This is a genomic window from Clostridium sp. CTA-7 (genome assembly GCF_054768095.1).
Genome location: NZ_BAAAAV010000005.1, coordinates 192,877 through 207,228, shown reverse-complemented (window position 1 = coordinate 207,228; position 14,352 = coordinate 192,877). Strand labels below are relative to the sequence as shown.

Below are 14,352 nucleotides of genomic sequence, written 5' to 3'. Positions count from 1 at the left end.
TATCTTAATAATATGCTTTTTATATTAAGAAAACAATAGTTAGTTGGTGATCTTTATGAGAAAAAAATTGAAATTTGAGCATAAAATAATTTTATCCTCAATAGTTATTGCATTTATACCTCTTATATTATCATATATTATATTTATTAATGAGAAGATAGCGTATATAGATGATGTTATAAAGTCAAATTTAAAACATGTAGGATTTACCATAGGTCAAAGTGAATTGATTCAGAATAAACTTTATAATAAAGAAAATGATGGGCAAGTACAAGAGTATACAAAAAAATTCATTTCTAACTTTAATGATGCAGATATAATTGTAGTTTCTGATATGAATGGAGAAAAGTATTCTCATTTAGATGAAACTCAAATAGGGCAAATATATGTTGGAAATGATAAAGAAGAAGTTTTAAAAGAAGGAACAAGTTATTTCTCTTTAAAGGAAGGTTCGATGGGAGTCACATTAAGGTGGTTTGAGCCAATCATGTATAATGGAGAACAAGTGGGATTTGTTATGGTAGGTAAATACTATAAAGATATCACTGGAATAAATCAAATAATAAAAGTAAGATATTTACTTTTATTTATATTTACATTATCTATTTCGATAATGGCATCAAAGTTATTTGGGAGAAGCGTAAAGAAAGAAATTTTAAATATGGAACCATATGAAATAGCAACATTATATAATCAAAAAAAGATTATAATAAATAGCGTAAAAGATGGTATTATAGCTTTAAATAAAAATAACGAAATTACAGAAATAAATAAAAATTGTTATAGGTTATTTGATGACTTTGATTCTCATAAGGTTATAGAAAAACTTAAAACTTATATAGACCATAGAGAAGCTTTTGAGATGAAAGAATTTATTATACAAGGTAAAAAAGTTTTTGTAACAATTAATCCAATTATACAATCATCAGATTATTTAGGGATGGTTATTACCTTAACTGATAAAGATGATATAAGAAAAGTTGCAAAAGAAATAACTGGAGTAGATGAAATTATAAAAAACTTAAGAGCTAATATTCATGAATTTAGAAATAACCTACATGTTATATTAGGATTAATGAAAATAGATGAATATGAAGAAGCAAGAAAATATATACTAAATATACAACGTATACAGGAGGCTAATTCAAATAAATTTTCCAGTATAAAAGATTCATATATAAGAGGTTTATTGTTAAGTAGAGAATTGGTAGCTAGAGAAAGAAAAGTAGATATGGTTCTTACTGAAGATTCATTTTTATATGCAAAGCATGACTTTATAAATTCATATGATTTAGTTACTATTTTAGGGAATTTAATAGAAAATTCCTTAGATGCTTGTTCAATAAGCCAAGCTAAAATAAAAAGGGTTGAAATTGATTTATTTGAAGATGATAGAAAAATAAGAATTATGGTGAAAGATAATGGGAAAGCCATAGACAAAGATATAAAGAATGATATTTTTAAAGAAGGAGTATCTTCAAAAGGAAAAGATAGAGGAATAGGTCTTAATTTAGTAAAAAATAGAGTAGAACTTTATAATGGAATTATAAATATTAAAGAGCTTGAAGAAGAAAAGATATTTACAATAACTATTTATAAGGGGGATTAGGAAGATGGTAAAGGCGCTAATAGTAGAAGATGATCCAATGGTGGCATTAATAAATAGAAAATATCTAGAAAAAATAGGAAATATAAAGGTGTATGGACCAGTAATTAGTGAAGAAGAAATAATAGAATTATTGAAAAAAGAAACAATAGATTTAATTTTTCTAGATGTATTTTTGCCACAAAAAAGCGGAATAGAAATATTAAAGTCTTTGAGAACCAAAGAATATTTAGTTGATATTATCATGGTTACTGCAGCAAATAGTATAGAAGATCTAGAGAGAGCTTTTTCATATGGTATTATAGATTATCTTGTTAAACCATTTGAATTTGAAAGATTTGAAGAAGCATTTAATAAATTCAAATTGAAGTATGAAGTATTCAATAGATCAGGCAATTTAACTCAAAAAGAGATTGACTCTATGCATGGTAAAAGCACTTGTCGACAAAGTACAGAACTTCCAAAAGGATTAAATACAAGAACTCTTGAAAGAATAGAAGAATTTTTAAAAGATAATTCAAATAGAATATGGACACTAAGGGAAATTGCGAGAGAGCTAAATGTTAGTAATGTGACTATAAAAAAATATATGGATTATTTAGAGAGCATAGATAAAATATGTGTGAAGATAACATGTGGTAATGTTGGAAGACCAGAGTTAAAATATAGCATTGTAGAATAAATTAGAATTTATTAAATATAAAATTATAAGTACTTATAGTATAATAATTATAAAATACATTAAGAATTATTATATTAGGAGAGATTGCATTATGGAATATGGTAAATATAAGTACTTGGGATTTCTAGGATTATTATCGTTGATAGGACTTAAGGGATTTATAACTTCTAATTATTTATGGTTTATTACGTTTTTAAATTATGGATGGTTTACTTTTTTCTATGAAAATAGTTTAGTTTATAAATTAAAATTAGGAAGTAGATAAAAATAAAGATTTATTATTAAAATTTCATAAACGTAATATTTAACACAGACAACAAATTAACGAATGAAAGACCGTAAAGATCATACATCTCCTCCACCATGAAAACCCTCAACAATACAGAAATGTATTGTCGAGGGTTTATTTCTTTTTTCTATTTTACAAGGACCTCACGAAACGTTAGCCCCTTGTAAACCCTTAATTTTACTAGGTTTATCAAGAAAATTATTAAATAAAAAATTTCTATATACTATTTAAATATGCAGAAAACTATAACTTTTTAAAATTTCTAATAAAAACTTATTATTAATAATAAATGCAATAAAATTTATAACAATTTGTAATACTATAGAAATGAGTGTATCAAGAGGTAGAAATGAGAAAATATTTTTAGGATTAACAAAGGAGAACCGTATCACAAGTAAGTGATAGCTATTAACAATAAGTATTTTATTAAAATAAGTAATATTATATAATATTACTTATATATAATATTTTTCATTAACAATAGATAAGGAAGTGTTTTTTATGATTAACATACTAGGTCAAGTTATGGTTTATGTAAATAACCAAGATGAAGCAGTAAAGTTCTGGACAGAGAAAGTAGGGTTTACTGTAATTTCTGAAGAAGATAATGGTGAAGGAATGAGATGGATTGAGATTGCGCCTCAAAAGAGTTCGCAAACAACTATTGTGCTTCACAATAAAGAAGTAATTGCTAAAATGGGAACAGGGATAAATTTAGAAACACCATCTTTATTATTTTATACAGAAGATATAGAAACATTACATGTTAAGTTATCTAATAACAATGTCCTTGTAGGAGAAATAATATCTATGCCTTTTGGTAAAACTTTTAATTTTGCAGATAATGAACAAAATTATTTTGCAGTAGCTGAAAGAAATAAATAAATTTTTTAGCCTTAGGCATTGAAATAAAATGCCTAAGGCTATTTTTATGAGTAAAAGTACATAAATTCTAATTAATTATGATAATATTAAATTTATAGAAAGCACGTAGTAATACCATTAAAGAAATTTATAGAAAGGATGATTATATGATTTATTTAGATTATAATGCCACAACACCTATAGATAAGGATGTTGCTGAAGCTATGATGCCATATATTTATGGAAACTATGGGAATCCATCTAGCAATCATGAGCTAGGCACTACTGCCAAAAAAGCTGTTGAAATGGCAAGAGTACAAGTTGCAGAATTAATAAATTGTTCACCAGAAGAAATAATCTTCACAAGTGGAGGAAGCGAATCAAATAATATGGTTATCAAAGGAGTATCTCATATATTAAAAAGCAAAGGAAATCATATTATAACATCACAAGTAGAGCATCCATCAGTACTTAACCCATGTCATTATCTTGAGAAATTAGGCTATGAAATAAGTTACTTAACAGTTGATAAATATGGAATAGTGAATCTTTCAGAACTTGAAAGTTTGATTACGGATAAGACTATACTTGTCACAGTTATGCATTCTAATAATGAAACAGGTGCTCTTCAGCCAATAGAGGATATTTCTAAAATATGCAGAAAGAATAACGTTTTATTACACACAGATGCTTCACAATCATTAGGTAAAGTACCTGTTGATGTTACTACCCTAGGAGTAGATTTTCTAACTATTGCAGGACACAAGCTATACGCACCGAAGGGGATTGGTGCATTGTATATCAAGAAAGGTATTAATATAGAGCCACTAATTCATGGCGCGGGCCATGAGAGTGGAAGACGTGCAGGAACTGAAAATATTATTTTTGATGTTGCACTTGGAAAAGCATGTGAAATTGCAAAGAATGAACTAAAAAATAATCAAGTGAAACTATTAACTGATTATTTTTATCAGCAGCTTAAAGAAAAATTTGGTGAAAGAATACAATTAAATGGGCATCTGGAAAAGAAGCTTCCTAATACGCTAAATATTAGCTTTTTAGGCCTTAATGGACATGAGGTTTTAGGTAAGCTAAATAATATTCTAGCTTCTACAGGATCAGCTTGCCATTCTGGTAACACTTCAATATCACCTGTGTTAAAGGCAATGGGAGTTTCGGAAGAGGTAGGACGTGGAGCCGTACGTTTTAGTCTTGGTAGATATACAACTAAAGATGAAATTGATTCTGTTATTGTTCAAATAAATAAAACTTTAAATTATTAAGGAGGAATAAAAATGAAACTTGGAGTTATTATTGAAACTAAGGAATTTGAGAAAGCGTGGAATGCATTTAGATTTGCAGTAACTGCAAAGAAGAGTGGCCACGAAGTAAAAGTGTTTTTAATGGGAGAAGCTGTAGAGTGTGAAACACTTACCCATGAAAAATTTAATGTAGCGGAACAAGTTAGAGAATTTAGTGAAGTTGGAGGAGAGATTTTAGCATGTGGAACTTGTTTAAAATCTAGAAATATGAATGAAACTAAAGTTTGTCCTATCTCAACAATGATTGACTGTGTAGAAATGGTTGAATGGGCTGATAAGACTGTGACATTTTAAATTCTGGAATATAACTTTTTAAACTTTCTAATAAAAACTTGTTATTAATAATAAACACAATAAAATTTATAAGCATTTATTATAAGAGATGGCATTGGAAACCCACCACAATACTAATGCAAGTATTGTGGTGGGTTATTTTAGTTTATAGATATTTTAAGAAGGCTTAATATTTTATAATACTATAGTAATTGATATATAGTTTGAGTATATGAAATAAATCAATAAACATATAATGTAAATTGATAAAAATATATTGTGAAACGATAAAATGTGTGCTATCCTATACTCATGATTTAAAAGTGAGGTGCTTTTTATGAAACGATATTCAACAATTTTTTTAAAGATAGCTGTTATTCTTATTGGAATTCCGGTTCTTGCTCTATGTATATTTTGGGCTCCAGGATTTGCAGGTTATTTGCCATATCCTATTTTAATCGGTGTGTATGCAACTGCAATATCGTTTTTCTTTGCTCTGTATCAGGCTTTAAAACTTTTAATCTATATTGACAAGAACAAAGCTTTCTCGGAATTATCTGTAAATGCTTTAAAGTATATAAAATATTGTGCAATCACAATCAGCGTTATATATGCAGGACTTACACCATTCTTATATCCCATAGCAGATGCAGATGATGCCCCAGGTCTCGTAGCATTCCCAATCATAATTATTTTTGCATCTTCTGTGGTTGCAGTTTTTTCTGCTGTTCTTCAAATGCTTTTACAAGATGCTATTGATATAAAATCAGAAAATGATTTAACAGTGTGAGGTGAATAACGTGGCGATTATAATCAATATTGATGTGATGCTGGCTAAAAGGAAAATGAGTGTAACAGAACTTACAGAGAAGGTTGGAATAACCATGGCGAATCTGTCTATATTGAAAAACGGAAAGGCAAAAGCTATTAGATTTTCAACTTTAGAGGCAATATGCAAAGCTTTGGACTGCCAACCAGGTGATATTTTAGAATACAGAAATGATACATAGTAGATTAGTTAAATGTTACGCAAAGTTTATTTGAGGTGGTAATATATGAAGATTAAATTAATTCAACCTGCAATGCTACCAAGACCTATGGATACAAAGTTAAAAACAAGAATGTCACCTTCATTAGCTTTATTAACAATAGCAAATCTTACGCCGAAAGAGCATGAAGTTATTATTGAGAATGAAAATGTTGAAAAGATAGATTTTGATGAGCCTGTAGATTTGGTAGCAATAACTGTCACTGTAGATGTTATGAATAGAGCAGTGGAAATATCAAAGGAGTTTCAAAATCGTGGAGTAACAGTAATTGCAGGAGGTATCCATATTACTGCAGATCCAGAGGGAACTGTTAATAGCTTTGATGCAATAAGTGTAGGAATGGCTGAGAGAGTTTGGGCAAAAATCCTTAGAGATAAAGAAAATAATTCACTTAAAAAGATATATTATGATATGGAAAATATTGATGGTAGTGAAATAGTATCACCAAAATATGATACTATTGATAATAAAAAATATTTATATACAAATATAATTAGTACAAGTAGGGGATGTCCTTTTCAATGTGATTTCTGCTATAATAGTTGTTCTAATTCTCTTAAAACTTATATTAATAGACCTATAGAGGATGTAATCAGAGATATCAATGCATTAAAAACAAGACACATAATGTTTATTGATGATAATTTTATTGGAAATCCAAAATGGACAAAAGAATTATTAAAGAAAATAAAACCTCTTAAATTAAAGTGGAATGCAGCGGTTACTTCTAATATAGTGGACATGCCTGAATTATTAGATGAAATGAAAGAATCAGGTTGTCAAAGTCTTTTTATAGGTTTTGAAAGTATAAATAGTAAGTCTATAGAAAGTATCCATAAAGTGCAAAATAGTGTAAACAGATATGAGAAACTTGTAGATGAAATTCATAAAAGAGGAATAATGATAAATGCAAGTTTTGTTTTCGGATTAGATGAAGATGATGTTTCTGTATTTAAGAATACATTAGAATGGATAGTTAAAAATAAGATAGAGACGGTGACTTCGCATATACTTACCCCATATCCTGGCACAAAGTTATACTCATCATTAATAGAGAAAAATAGAATTGTAGACTATAATTTATCAAATTATAATACTGCACATGTGGTATATAAACCAAAGAATATGACAGCAGAAGAATTATATAATGGCTATCTATGGATATATAAAGAGGTCTACACCTTTAAAAATATAATGAAAAGACTACCAAAATCTAAAAAACAATGGATTCCATTTTTAGCTTTTAATTTATTTTATAGGAAGTTTGGAAAGCTAACTGAGTTATTGTGCAATATAGTTTCTTTTGAAAATATAGGAAGGTTTTCTAGAAGGCTTGCTTATAGAATAAAGTAGATGGTGCAAGAATAAAATAACCTTCTATGATTTTATCTTATCATAGAAGGTTATACTATTTTTAGATTTAAAGATTATTAGTTACATTCTTTTTGATCTTCCCAAAGTTGTACACGTTCTTCAAAACTAACTTCTTTATATACTTGATGTAGCATCCATTGATAACCAAATTTATCACTAAATATAGCATTTGCTACACCATAATTAGTCAATTCTGTTACTGGTTGTATTTCGGTACAACCTGAATTCATTGCTTTTAAATATGTTTCTTTAATATCAGGTACCAAAATGTTAAACCAAATTGTATTAGGATTATCTTTAGTTGGTGCTTTCAGTGCAAATTGTGGATTTTCATCTAACATATGAAAGCGTACACCATACAAATTGAAAATAACTTCATTTTCGCCTTTAGGGAATTTAGTAGCCTCCACAGTCTCAATTTCAAATATATTTTTATATAGTTCTAAAGCTTTTAAGCTATCTGTTACAACCATATCAATTTCTACTCCAACCATATTTCTACACTCCTTTTTATAGATTAATTTATTATACATCTTATCCATTAAATAAACTTTTAATTTATATTCAAGGGCACATTCTATTTAGTGTAAGTTACGTACTATAGAATTATATATAGACGATAATTAGAAAAAATATTTATTGGTATAATAAGTATTTTAGACTAGTATAGCATAATTACTTATGAAATCAATAGTATCGATAAACTAGAAGGATATTATTACAGCTAGGTAAAAAAGATACTCCTTTGAAATAATATTTGAATAGTAAAAGAAACAAATAAGGAAGTTTACTAATTGCAAGAGTTAGAAAAGTGGTGGTATAGGACTAGGGCTTTCCATTGCTAAGTGGATTTTATATATTCAAAGGGAGTCGCGTTTCGTGACCCCCTTTCTAAACCCTTGATTTTACTAGGTTTATTAGGGCTTTGTTAAATAAAAAAATATCTATCTACTATTTAAATATGCAGAAAACTATAACTTTTAAAAATTTCTAATAAAAGCTTTTTATTAATAATAAATACAATAAAATTCATAAGAATTTATAATACTATAGAAATGAGTGTATCAAGAACTGGAAACGAGAAAGTATCTTTAGGATTCGCCTTCTTTTCTTCTACAACTAACGCCTTACGTTAGTTAAATAATATAAAAAAAGTAGAAAGCAGATATTTGTATCTGTTTTTCTACCCTTTTACAAACTTATTATTAATTATTGTTGTTTTGTTTCATGATGAAGTGGTGGTGGAACTAGCCAACCTTTATCTTTCATGATTTGTAATAATGCTGCACCATCTTTTGCTTTTTTTGCACCCATTTGGCCAAATAATAACCCAACATCTTCACGAATTGCTTGACTCATTCCTTGACTACTTGCTACAACAGCTGCTGCTATATCAGCAGCTACTATATAAGCTATTTGTGCATCTTGCAATCTCGCGCCAACTGGAATTTGTTCAAGGTCTGCTTCAGGTCGTTCTGCTGGTGTGGGTGGAAGCGCGATATCGTTATGCAGTAATACTTCTTCTATGTCTTTTATTGATGGTTTGATTGATGATTCAATTACTTGTTTTAAAAATGCTTTTAACTCTTGGTCACCAGTATGATTAATAAAAACTTGATAACTGTCTAATGCACCTTTTGCAACTGATAAGGAGCTCCATAATCCAAATGCCTCGCCATAATGTAAAGGCTCATCTTTAGGATTTCCACTTAAAATTCCCATAATAATATTACTTCCTTTCGTTATTAGATTCATAAAATTCTCCTTCTAATTGAATGGTCACAAAACTATTATTTGTCTAATAGTAGATTTTATACATATAGATAGAGTATTTATTATGGAACCTCCACATATTAGAAAACCAGAAGATTTATACCCCTTCATCAATGCAATGAAGGCTCATAATATATTAAAAGTAAAAAGCTAATATTTTATTATAATTACTAGTTTTGTTAAAAGGAGTAAAAAAAATAAAATTATATTTTGAATAGGTACAGAGTAATAATATTAAAAACCTCACTTACTACCGATACGGATAACCATATCATAAGTAAATGAGGTTTTTAGTCTTAGCCATTGATATTACTTGGTTAGGACTATTTTTATAGGTGAAAATATTGTATCATAAGTAATATATTTAAAGTAAGCATAACTGTAATTCATATAGTTATATAGTAAAATTTGAGTTGTAAAACAAAAATATAAATTGTAAAACATTGGAGTGGTTCTAAATGAATACAAGAATGTATAGGTCAGAAGATTGCAAGGAAATTATTGAATTATTTTACAATAAGGACAAGTGTTAATGAATTTTATTATGGAAAAAAGCTTAATAATTAATAGTACAAAGATAAGTAGATAAGTATTAGGATGCAAAAAAATTTGTTGAATTCCTACTAAATTACAATTAAGAAAAGTCATGAGGGTAGCAAGTTTTCTTTATTTTAACTCAATAAAGTATAATAAAGTATAACAAAACACAATAAAGTACTTGACGAGGGTAAAAGGAATTATTATAATTTAACTATAAATTAATTTTGAAAGGGTAGATTTTTTATGGAAAATCAATTTTATACAATAGATAAAATTGCAGAAATATTAGGTATGCATCATAAAACTATAAGAAAGTTTATAACAGATGGAAAGCTTGCTGCAAGTAAAGTAGGAAAGCAATGGAGAATTTCAGGTCATGATTTGAGTCTTTTTATTGAAAAGAATAATGTTAATATAAATAATAAAAATATTGCTGAAGAATCAAATACTGATTTTTTTACTAATGGAGAAGTTAAAGAAACTATAAATCAAAAAGTAAATGTATCTACTGTTGTTGATATAAATGATGTAGATAAAGAAGAATATTTTAGAGTATCAAATACTCTTATAGCAGTAATGAATTGTAAAGATTCTAAAATGGGAAAATCAACAATCAATATGAAATATAATGAAAAAGAAAACAGGCTAAAAATTCTATTATGGGGGAGTGTAAGCTTTATTGAAGGGATGCTAGATTCTATTTCTATGCTTGTGGAATAAACTAATTTATAAGAGGAGTGAATGTTTTGAATTATAGAATAGTAAATACAAATAATAATAAATATATTGAGTTTGCTTCTGAAGTATGGAAACTTTCTTCAGAGCAAGATGTGTTGGATTGTATATCTATTTGTATGGAAAATGACGTTTATACAATTATGCTTCATTCAAATGTATTATCTGAAGACTTTTTTAATCTTAAGACAAGATTAGCAGGTATGGCATTACAAAAATTTATAAACTATCATGTAAAAGTTGCTGTTATTATAGAAGATGAAGGCAGGTACAATGATAGGTTTAAAGAAATGATTATGGAGGCTAACAAAGGAAACAATTTTAGAACCTTTAATAATATTGCAGAGGCTGAAATTTGGATTTCAAAATTTACAAGAAGAGAGAATTAGAACTAAATCTGACCAAGAGTTAGTTTTAAGATTTTTAATATTAAAAAATGATAATAGTAATGCTTGAATTTAAGCTTTTCATGCAACATTAAAAAGGAAGAAGTTTATAGAACAAAGTACTATGATTGTAAGAGTGTAAAACTAAATAGTGCTACAATATTTTACTATAAATATTATAAAAGGAAGGTTCCTACAACAAGCAAATAAATGCTTATTGTAGGAATTTTATTGATTAAGATAATTCACTAAAATCATGATTTATTATTTCTATCAATTTAAACTCATCATTTTTAAATTCAAATTTTAGAATACAACAATTACCTAGTCTTTCTTTTTGCTCAACATCACTAGTATGAGCCCAGTATCTCATAAATTGACGGCAAGCCGCTCCATGTGAAACGGCTAAAACCGTATTATGGCCATCATTCTTCATAATTGAATGAAGGGTTTTAGCAACTCTGTTTCTCAATTCGATTTCGTCTTCACCACCATATTTAACAAAAAAGTCTCCATAAGGTAATGGTGGGTTTAAATCTTCACTTTCCCCTTCAAAAATACCAAAGTTCCATTCTTTAAGTCCTTTTAGTCTTTTATAAGGTATATTGGTAATATACTCCAATGTATCACAAGCTCTTTCAGATGTGGATGAGTAAGCATGATCAAAAGCTATGCTATTGTTTTTGAAGTACTCTCTAGCAATAACAGATTGTCTAATTCCTAGATCAGTTAATGGGGCATCACACCACCCTTGAACTTTTCTTTTAAGATTAAATAATGTTTGTCCATGTCTCATTAAGTACAATATATTTTTCATATATACCTCTCTTAATTTTTAGTATATGCTAATTTATTCTCTATTTAATAAAATTTGTGAAGATATGATTTTCTTTTTCAGGTAAAGCAAATTGTTCTTTACCAATCTAATACTTTTCATTAAAAATGCCATATTTTTACCTAATGCACGTAATGTTTGTATTCATCCTAAATCTTGTTTTACTTCTTTAGAAGAGTTACCATGCACCATATTCAAATATTGTTTGATGCAACTGTCATACCTAAGATAACGAAGTATTTATTAACAGTACCTTCATTTATATTTCATCTTATCTATTAAGACTAGTTATATTTCATCTTATCTATTAAGACTAGCTAACATCTCTACAGATGATGCCTCTTGATGGTTAAAGAAAGAGCTTTCTTTTTTGTCTAAAGCAGAGATTGTATTCATATCATCTTTACTTAATTCAAAATTGAAAATATCTATATTTTGTTTCATTCTTTCTTTATTCACTGTCTTTGCTAGTGGAACAATTCCTCTTTGAAGTAACCACCTTAAAATAACTTGGGCAACTGATTTATCATACTTATCCCCAATTGACTTTAAAGTAAGATTATCAAACATTCCATTTTTTCCTTCAGCAAAAGGAGCCCATGCTTGTAGTTGTACCCCGTACTTGCTGTTAACTTCCTGTGCTATTAATTGTTGGTGGAATGGATTAATCTCAATTTGGTTTACAGCAGGTGTAACTTCATTGAATAAAGCCAGGTCAACTAAACGGTCTGGATAGAAGTTTGATACTCCTATTGCCATAATTTTCCCTTCTCTATTTAAATCCTCCATAGCTCTGTAAGTATCATAGTAATCACTTACTGGTTGATGGATTAAAACTAAATCCAAATAATCTAATTTCATTTTCTTTAGAGATTCTTCAATAGACTCCTTTGCTTTTTTATATCCAGCATTACTAATCCATACTTTAGTAGTAATAAATAAATCTTCTCTAGGTACTGGTGATTTAAGAATAGCTTCTCCAACCGCTTCCTCATTTCCATAGGCTTGTGCTGTGTCAATTAAGCGATATCCAACATCAATAGCATCTAGCACAACCTTAGTACATTCTTCTTTATCTGTGATTTGAAAAACTCCAAATCCTACCTTAGGCATCTTTGTACCATTATTTAAAGTTACATATTCCATTTTTATTTCTCCTTTATTTTTAATATTTTGTGGTCTATAATAATGGTACCAGTAGGTAGTAGCTACCGAGCAAGAGCTTTTATTAAATTAGGAGGGAATTTTATGTATACAACAAAAGAAGTATGTGAACAAGTTGGAATATCTTATGAAACATTAAAATTTTATTGTAAAGAAGGTTTAGTACCAAATGTAAAAAGAGATAAAAATAACTATAGAATTTTTGATGAAAAGAATATTGCGTGGTTAAAAGGGTTGCAATGTCTAAGAAAGTGCGGTATGAGTATCAAAGATATGAAATTGTATATGAATTATTGCATAGAGGGTTCTTCTACAATTGCTCAGAGAAAGGAGATGCTTGATAAATTAAAAGAATCTTTATTAAAGAAAATGAATGAACTTAATGAATGTATTGATTTCATTGACAATAAGCAATCTTTCTACGATGATGTGTTGGATGGTAAAATAGAATATATGAGTAATTTGATTGATGTAGAAAATTAGGAGAATACTTAATATTACTATGATGAAAACTTGAATTTGAAATAAGCTTAATTATATTGTGCGTGGGGATATATAGCTTTTTCACTTAATGTGTGGTGAAGCGTATTTATGTAGAACCAAAATAAATACAAAGTAGATTTACTTAGAGAAAAATAATTTAAAAACATATTAATTCAAACAAATCGAATGTTTACTATATTTATTTTCTAGCTATATAATTAAGTAAGATAAAATAATTAATAAGAAAAACAAATTATAATTGGAGAAAAAATTATGTTTACAATAATGATAATAGATGATAATGAACAACTTCAAAATGAAATTGGAAACCTATTAACAATAAATGGTTATTCGATCTTGAAACCAAAGGCTTTTGATAAGATACCTCAAATAGTAAAAGAAAACAACCCTGATTTAATTTTATTAGATATAAATTTACCTGAGGATGATGGATTTAAAATATGTACAGAAATACGAAGTTTCTCAAAGATACCTATAATCTTTATAACTAGTAGAAATACAAATATAGACGAGCTTATGGCTATTACTTTAGGTGGAGATGATTTTATAACAAAACCATATAACACTCAAATACTTTTAGCTAGAATAAATTCACTTATTAAAAGAGCATATCCAAATGAAAATAATTTAGATGTGATTGATTATAATGGTTTAAAGTTAAATATTTTATCAAGCACAATTGAGCATAATGGAAATAATGAAGAGCTAACAAAAAATGAGTTAAAAATATTATATTACTTATTAATTAATAAAGAAAAAATTGTATCTAGGGCTGAGATAATGGAGTATTTGTGGGACAGCTCCATGTTTGTAAATGATAATACACTTACAGTAAATATTACAAGAATAAGAAACAAAATAGAGGAAATAGGGCTAAAGGATTTTATTAAAACTAAAAGAGGACAAGGTTATATGATATAAGGAAGAATTCTTTTAAGAAAACTAAAACTACCATT

The 14,352-nt window shown here is 28.0% G+C and carries 17 protein-coding genes; 13 read left to right on the top strand and 4 right to left on the bottom strand.

The window, feature by feature from the left end; genetic code table 11:
* The first annotated feature begins 55 nt into the window (after positions 1–55).
* The 9 genes from ACYUEX_RS12080 (at position 56) to ACYUEX_RS12040 (ending at position 7,438) form a co-directional block, all read left to right on the top strand.
* On the top strand, positions 56–1,609 hold the full coding sequence (locus tag ACYUEX_RS12080; RefSeq protein WP_460288406.1) for an ATP-binding protein: 1,554 nt from the start codon (positions 56–58) through the stop codon (positions 1,607–1,609).
* A 4-nt stretch (positions 1,610–1,613) separates the two neighbouring features.
* On the top strand, positions 1,614–2,288 hold the full coding sequence (locus tag ACYUEX_RS12075) for a response regulator transcription factor (RefSeq protein WP_411168428.1): 675 nt from the start codon (positions 1,614–1,616) through the stop codon (positions 2,286–2,288).
* Between the two features lie 91 nt (positions 2,289–2,379).
* On the top strand, positions 2,380–2,553 hold the full coding sequence (locus ACYUEX_RS12070) for a hypothetical protein (protein ID WP_460288404.1): 174 nt from the start codon (positions 2,380–2,382) through the stop codon (positions 2,551–2,553).
* A 525-nt stretch (positions 2,554–3,078) separates the two neighbouring features.
* Positions 3,079–3,462 carry a VOC family protein gene (locus ACYUEX_RS12065; RefSeq protein WP_411168426.1) on the top strand — a complete coding sequence of 128 codons (384 nt, stop codon included), beginning with the start codon at positions 3,079–3,081 and terminating at the stop codon, positions 3,460–3,462.
* 146 nt (positions 3,463–3,608) lie between these two features.
* Positions 3,609–4,724 (top strand): cysteine desulfurase family protein, encoded by a 1,116-nt coding sequence (locus ACYUEX_RS12060; RefSeq protein WP_460288403.1) that lies wholly within the window; start codon positions 3,609–3,611, stop codon positions 4,722–4,724.
* Positions 4,725–4,736: 12 nt separating this feature from the next.
* Positions 4,737–5,057 (top strand): DsrE family protein, encoded by a 321-nt coding sequence (locus ACYUEX_RS12055; protein ID WP_411168424.1) that lies wholly within the window; start codon positions 4,737–4,739, stop codon positions 5,055–5,057.
* 316 nt (positions 5,058–5,373) lie between these two features.
* Positions 5,374–5,826 carry a DUF2975 domain-containing protein gene (locus ACYUEX_RS12050; RefSeq protein ID WP_460288402.1) on the top strand — a complete coding sequence of 151 codons (453 nt, stop codon included), beginning with the start codon at positions 5,374–5,376 and terminating at the stop codon, positions 5,824–5,826.
* Between the two features lie 10 nt (positions 5,827–5,836).
* Positions 5,837–6,046, top strand: a complete 210-nt coding sequence (locus tag ACYUEX_RS12045; RefSeq protein WP_017413346.1) for a helix-turn-helix domain-containing protein — start codon at positions 5,837–5,839, stop codon at positions 6,044–6,046.
* Between the two features lie 45 nt (positions 6,047–6,091).
* Positions 6,092–7,438 carry a B12-binding domain-containing radical SAM protein gene (locus tag ACYUEX_RS12040; RefSeq protein WP_460288400.1) on the top strand — a complete coding sequence of 449 codons (1,347 nt, stop codon included), beginning with the start codon at positions 6,092–6,094 and terminating at the stop codon, positions 7,436–7,438.
* A 77-nt stretch (positions 7,439–7,515) separates the two neighbouring features.
* On the opposite strand, the gene ACYUEX_RS12035 is transcribed toward ACYUEX_RS12040, so the two are convergent.
* Together ACYUEX_RS12035 and ACYUEX_RS12030 are read right to left on the bottom strand one after the other, a co-directional pair.
* Positions 7,516–7,953 carry a VOC family protein gene (locus ACYUEX_RS12035; RefSeq protein WP_460288399.1) on the bottom strand — a complete coding sequence of 146 codons (438 nt, stop codon included), beginning with the start codon at positions 7,951–7,953 and terminating at the stop codon, positions 7,516–7,518.
* A gap of 715 nt (positions 7,954–8,668) precedes the next feature.
* Positions 8,669–9,214, bottom strand: a complete 546-nt coding sequence (locus tag ACYUEX_RS12030; protein ID WP_460288398.1) for a DUF3231 family protein — start codon at positions 9,212–9,214, stop codon at positions 8,669–8,671.
* An 801-nt stretch (positions 9,215–10,015) separates the two neighbouring features.
* On the opposite strand from ACYUEX_RS12030, the gene ACYUEX_RS12025 reads away from it, so the two are divergent.
* Positions 10,016–10,492 (top strand): helix-turn-helix domain-containing protein, encoded by a 477-nt coding sequence (locus ACYUEX_RS12025; protein ID WP_460288397.1) that lies wholly within the window; start codon positions 10,016–10,018, stop codon positions 10,490–10,492.
* A gap of 26 nt (positions 10,493–10,518) precedes the next feature.
* A complete protein-coding gene (locus tag ACYUEX_RS12020) occupies positions 10,519–10,896 on the top strand; it encodes a DUF4180 domain-containing protein (protein ID WP_322545361.1) in 378 nt (125 codons plus the stop codon).
* 232 nt (positions 10,897–11,128) lie between these two features.
* Here ACYUEX_RS12020 and ACYUEX_RS12015 read toward each other — a convergent pair whose 3' ends face one another.
* Together ACYUEX_RS12015 and ACYUEX_RS12010 are read right to left on the bottom strand one after the other, a co-directional pair.
* Complete coding sequence (locus ACYUEX_RS12015) at positions 11,129–11,710, bottom strand: histidine phosphatase family protein (RefSeq protein ID WP_460288396.1); 582 nt, start codon at positions 11,708–11,710, stop codon at positions 11,129–11,131.
* Between the two features lie 318 nt (positions 11,711–12,028).
* Entirely contained in the window at positions 12,029–12,874 is an 846-nt protein-coding gene (locus ACYUEX_RS12010) for an aldo/keto reductase (protein WP_460288395.1), read from the bottom strand.
* Positions 12,875–12,976: 102 nt separating this feature from the next.
* Here ACYUEX_RS12010 and ACYUEX_RS12005 point away from each other — a divergent pair, with 102 nt between their 5' ends.
* Both ACYUEX_RS12005 and ACYUEX_RS12000 read left to right on the top strand, forming a co-directional pair.
* Positions 12,977–13,375, top strand: a complete 399-nt coding sequence (locus ACYUEX_RS12005) for a MerR family transcriptional regulator (RefSeq protein ID WP_460288394.1) — start codon at positions 12,977–12,979, stop codon at positions 13,373–13,375.
* Positions 13,376–13,648: 273 nt separating this feature from the next.
* Positions 13,649–14,317, top strand: coding sequence for a response regulator transcription factor (locus ACYUEX_RS12000; protein WP_411168415.1), 669 nt, complete (start codon positions 13,649–13,651; stop codon positions 14,315–14,317).
* Positions 14,318–14,352 lie beyond the last annotated feature (35 nt).

Excerpts from the sequence above, each read along its gene's own strand:
- ACYUEX_RS12080 (WP_460288406.1), top strand. The coding sequence starts at position 56 with ATGAGAAAAAAATTGAAATTTGAGCATAAAATAATTTTATCCTCAATA.
- ACYUEX_RS12075 (WP_411168428.1), top strand. The coding sequence starts at position 1,614 with ATGGTAAAGGCGCTAATAGTAGAAGATGATCCAATGGTGGCATTAATA.
- ACYUEX_RS12070 (WP_460288404.1), top strand. The coding sequence starts at position 2,380 with ATGGAATATGGTAAATATAAGTACTTGGGATTTCTAGGATTATTATCG.
- ACYUEX_RS12065 (WP_411168426.1), top strand. The coding sequence starts at position 3,079 with ATGATTAACATACTAGGTCAAGTTATGGTTTATGTAAATAACCAAGAT.
- ACYUEX_RS12060 (WP_460288403.1), top strand. The coding sequence starts at position 3,609 with ATGATTTATTTAGATTATAATGCCACAACACCTATAGATAAGGATGTT.
- ACYUEX_RS12055 (WP_411168424.1), top strand. The coding sequence starts at position 4,737 with ATGAAACTTGGAGTTATTATTGAAACTAAGGAATTTGAGAAAGCGTGG.
- ACYUEX_RS12050 (WP_460288402.1), top strand. The coding sequence starts at position 5,374 with ATGAAACGATATTCAACAATTTTTTTAAAGATAGCTGTTATTCTTATT.
- ACYUEX_RS12040 (WP_460288400.1), top strand. The coding sequence starts at position 6,092 with ATGAAGATTAAATTAATTCAACCTGCAATGCTACCAAGACCTATGGAT.
- ACYUEX_RS12035 (WP_460288399.1), bottom strand. The coding sequence starts at position 7,953 with ATGGTTGGAGTAGAAATTGATATGGTTGTAACAGATAGCTTAAAAGCT.
- ACYUEX_RS12030 (WP_460288398.1), bottom strand. The coding sequence starts at position 9,214 with ATGAATCTAATAACGAAAGGAAGTAATATTATTATGGGAATTTTAAGT.
- ACYUEX_RS12025 (WP_460288397.1), top strand. The coding sequence starts at position 10,016 with ATGGAAAATCAATTTTATACAATAGATAAAATTGCAGAAATATTAGGT.
- ACYUEX_RS12015 (WP_460288396.1), bottom strand. The coding sequence starts at position 11,710 with ATGAAAAATATATTGTACTTAATGAGACATGGACAAACATTATTTAAT.
- ACYUEX_RS12010 (WP_460288395.1), bottom strand. The coding sequence starts at position 12,874 with ATGGAATATGTAACTTTAAATAATGGTACAAAGATGCCTAAGGTAGGA.
- ACYUEX_RS12005 (WP_460288394.1), top strand. The coding sequence starts at position 12,977 with ATGTATACAACAAAAGAAGTATGTGAACAAGTTGGAATATCTTATGAA.
- ACYUEX_RS12000 (WP_411168415.1), top strand. The coding sequence starts at position 13,649 with ATGTTTACAATAATGATAATAGATGATAATGAACAACTTCAAAATGAA.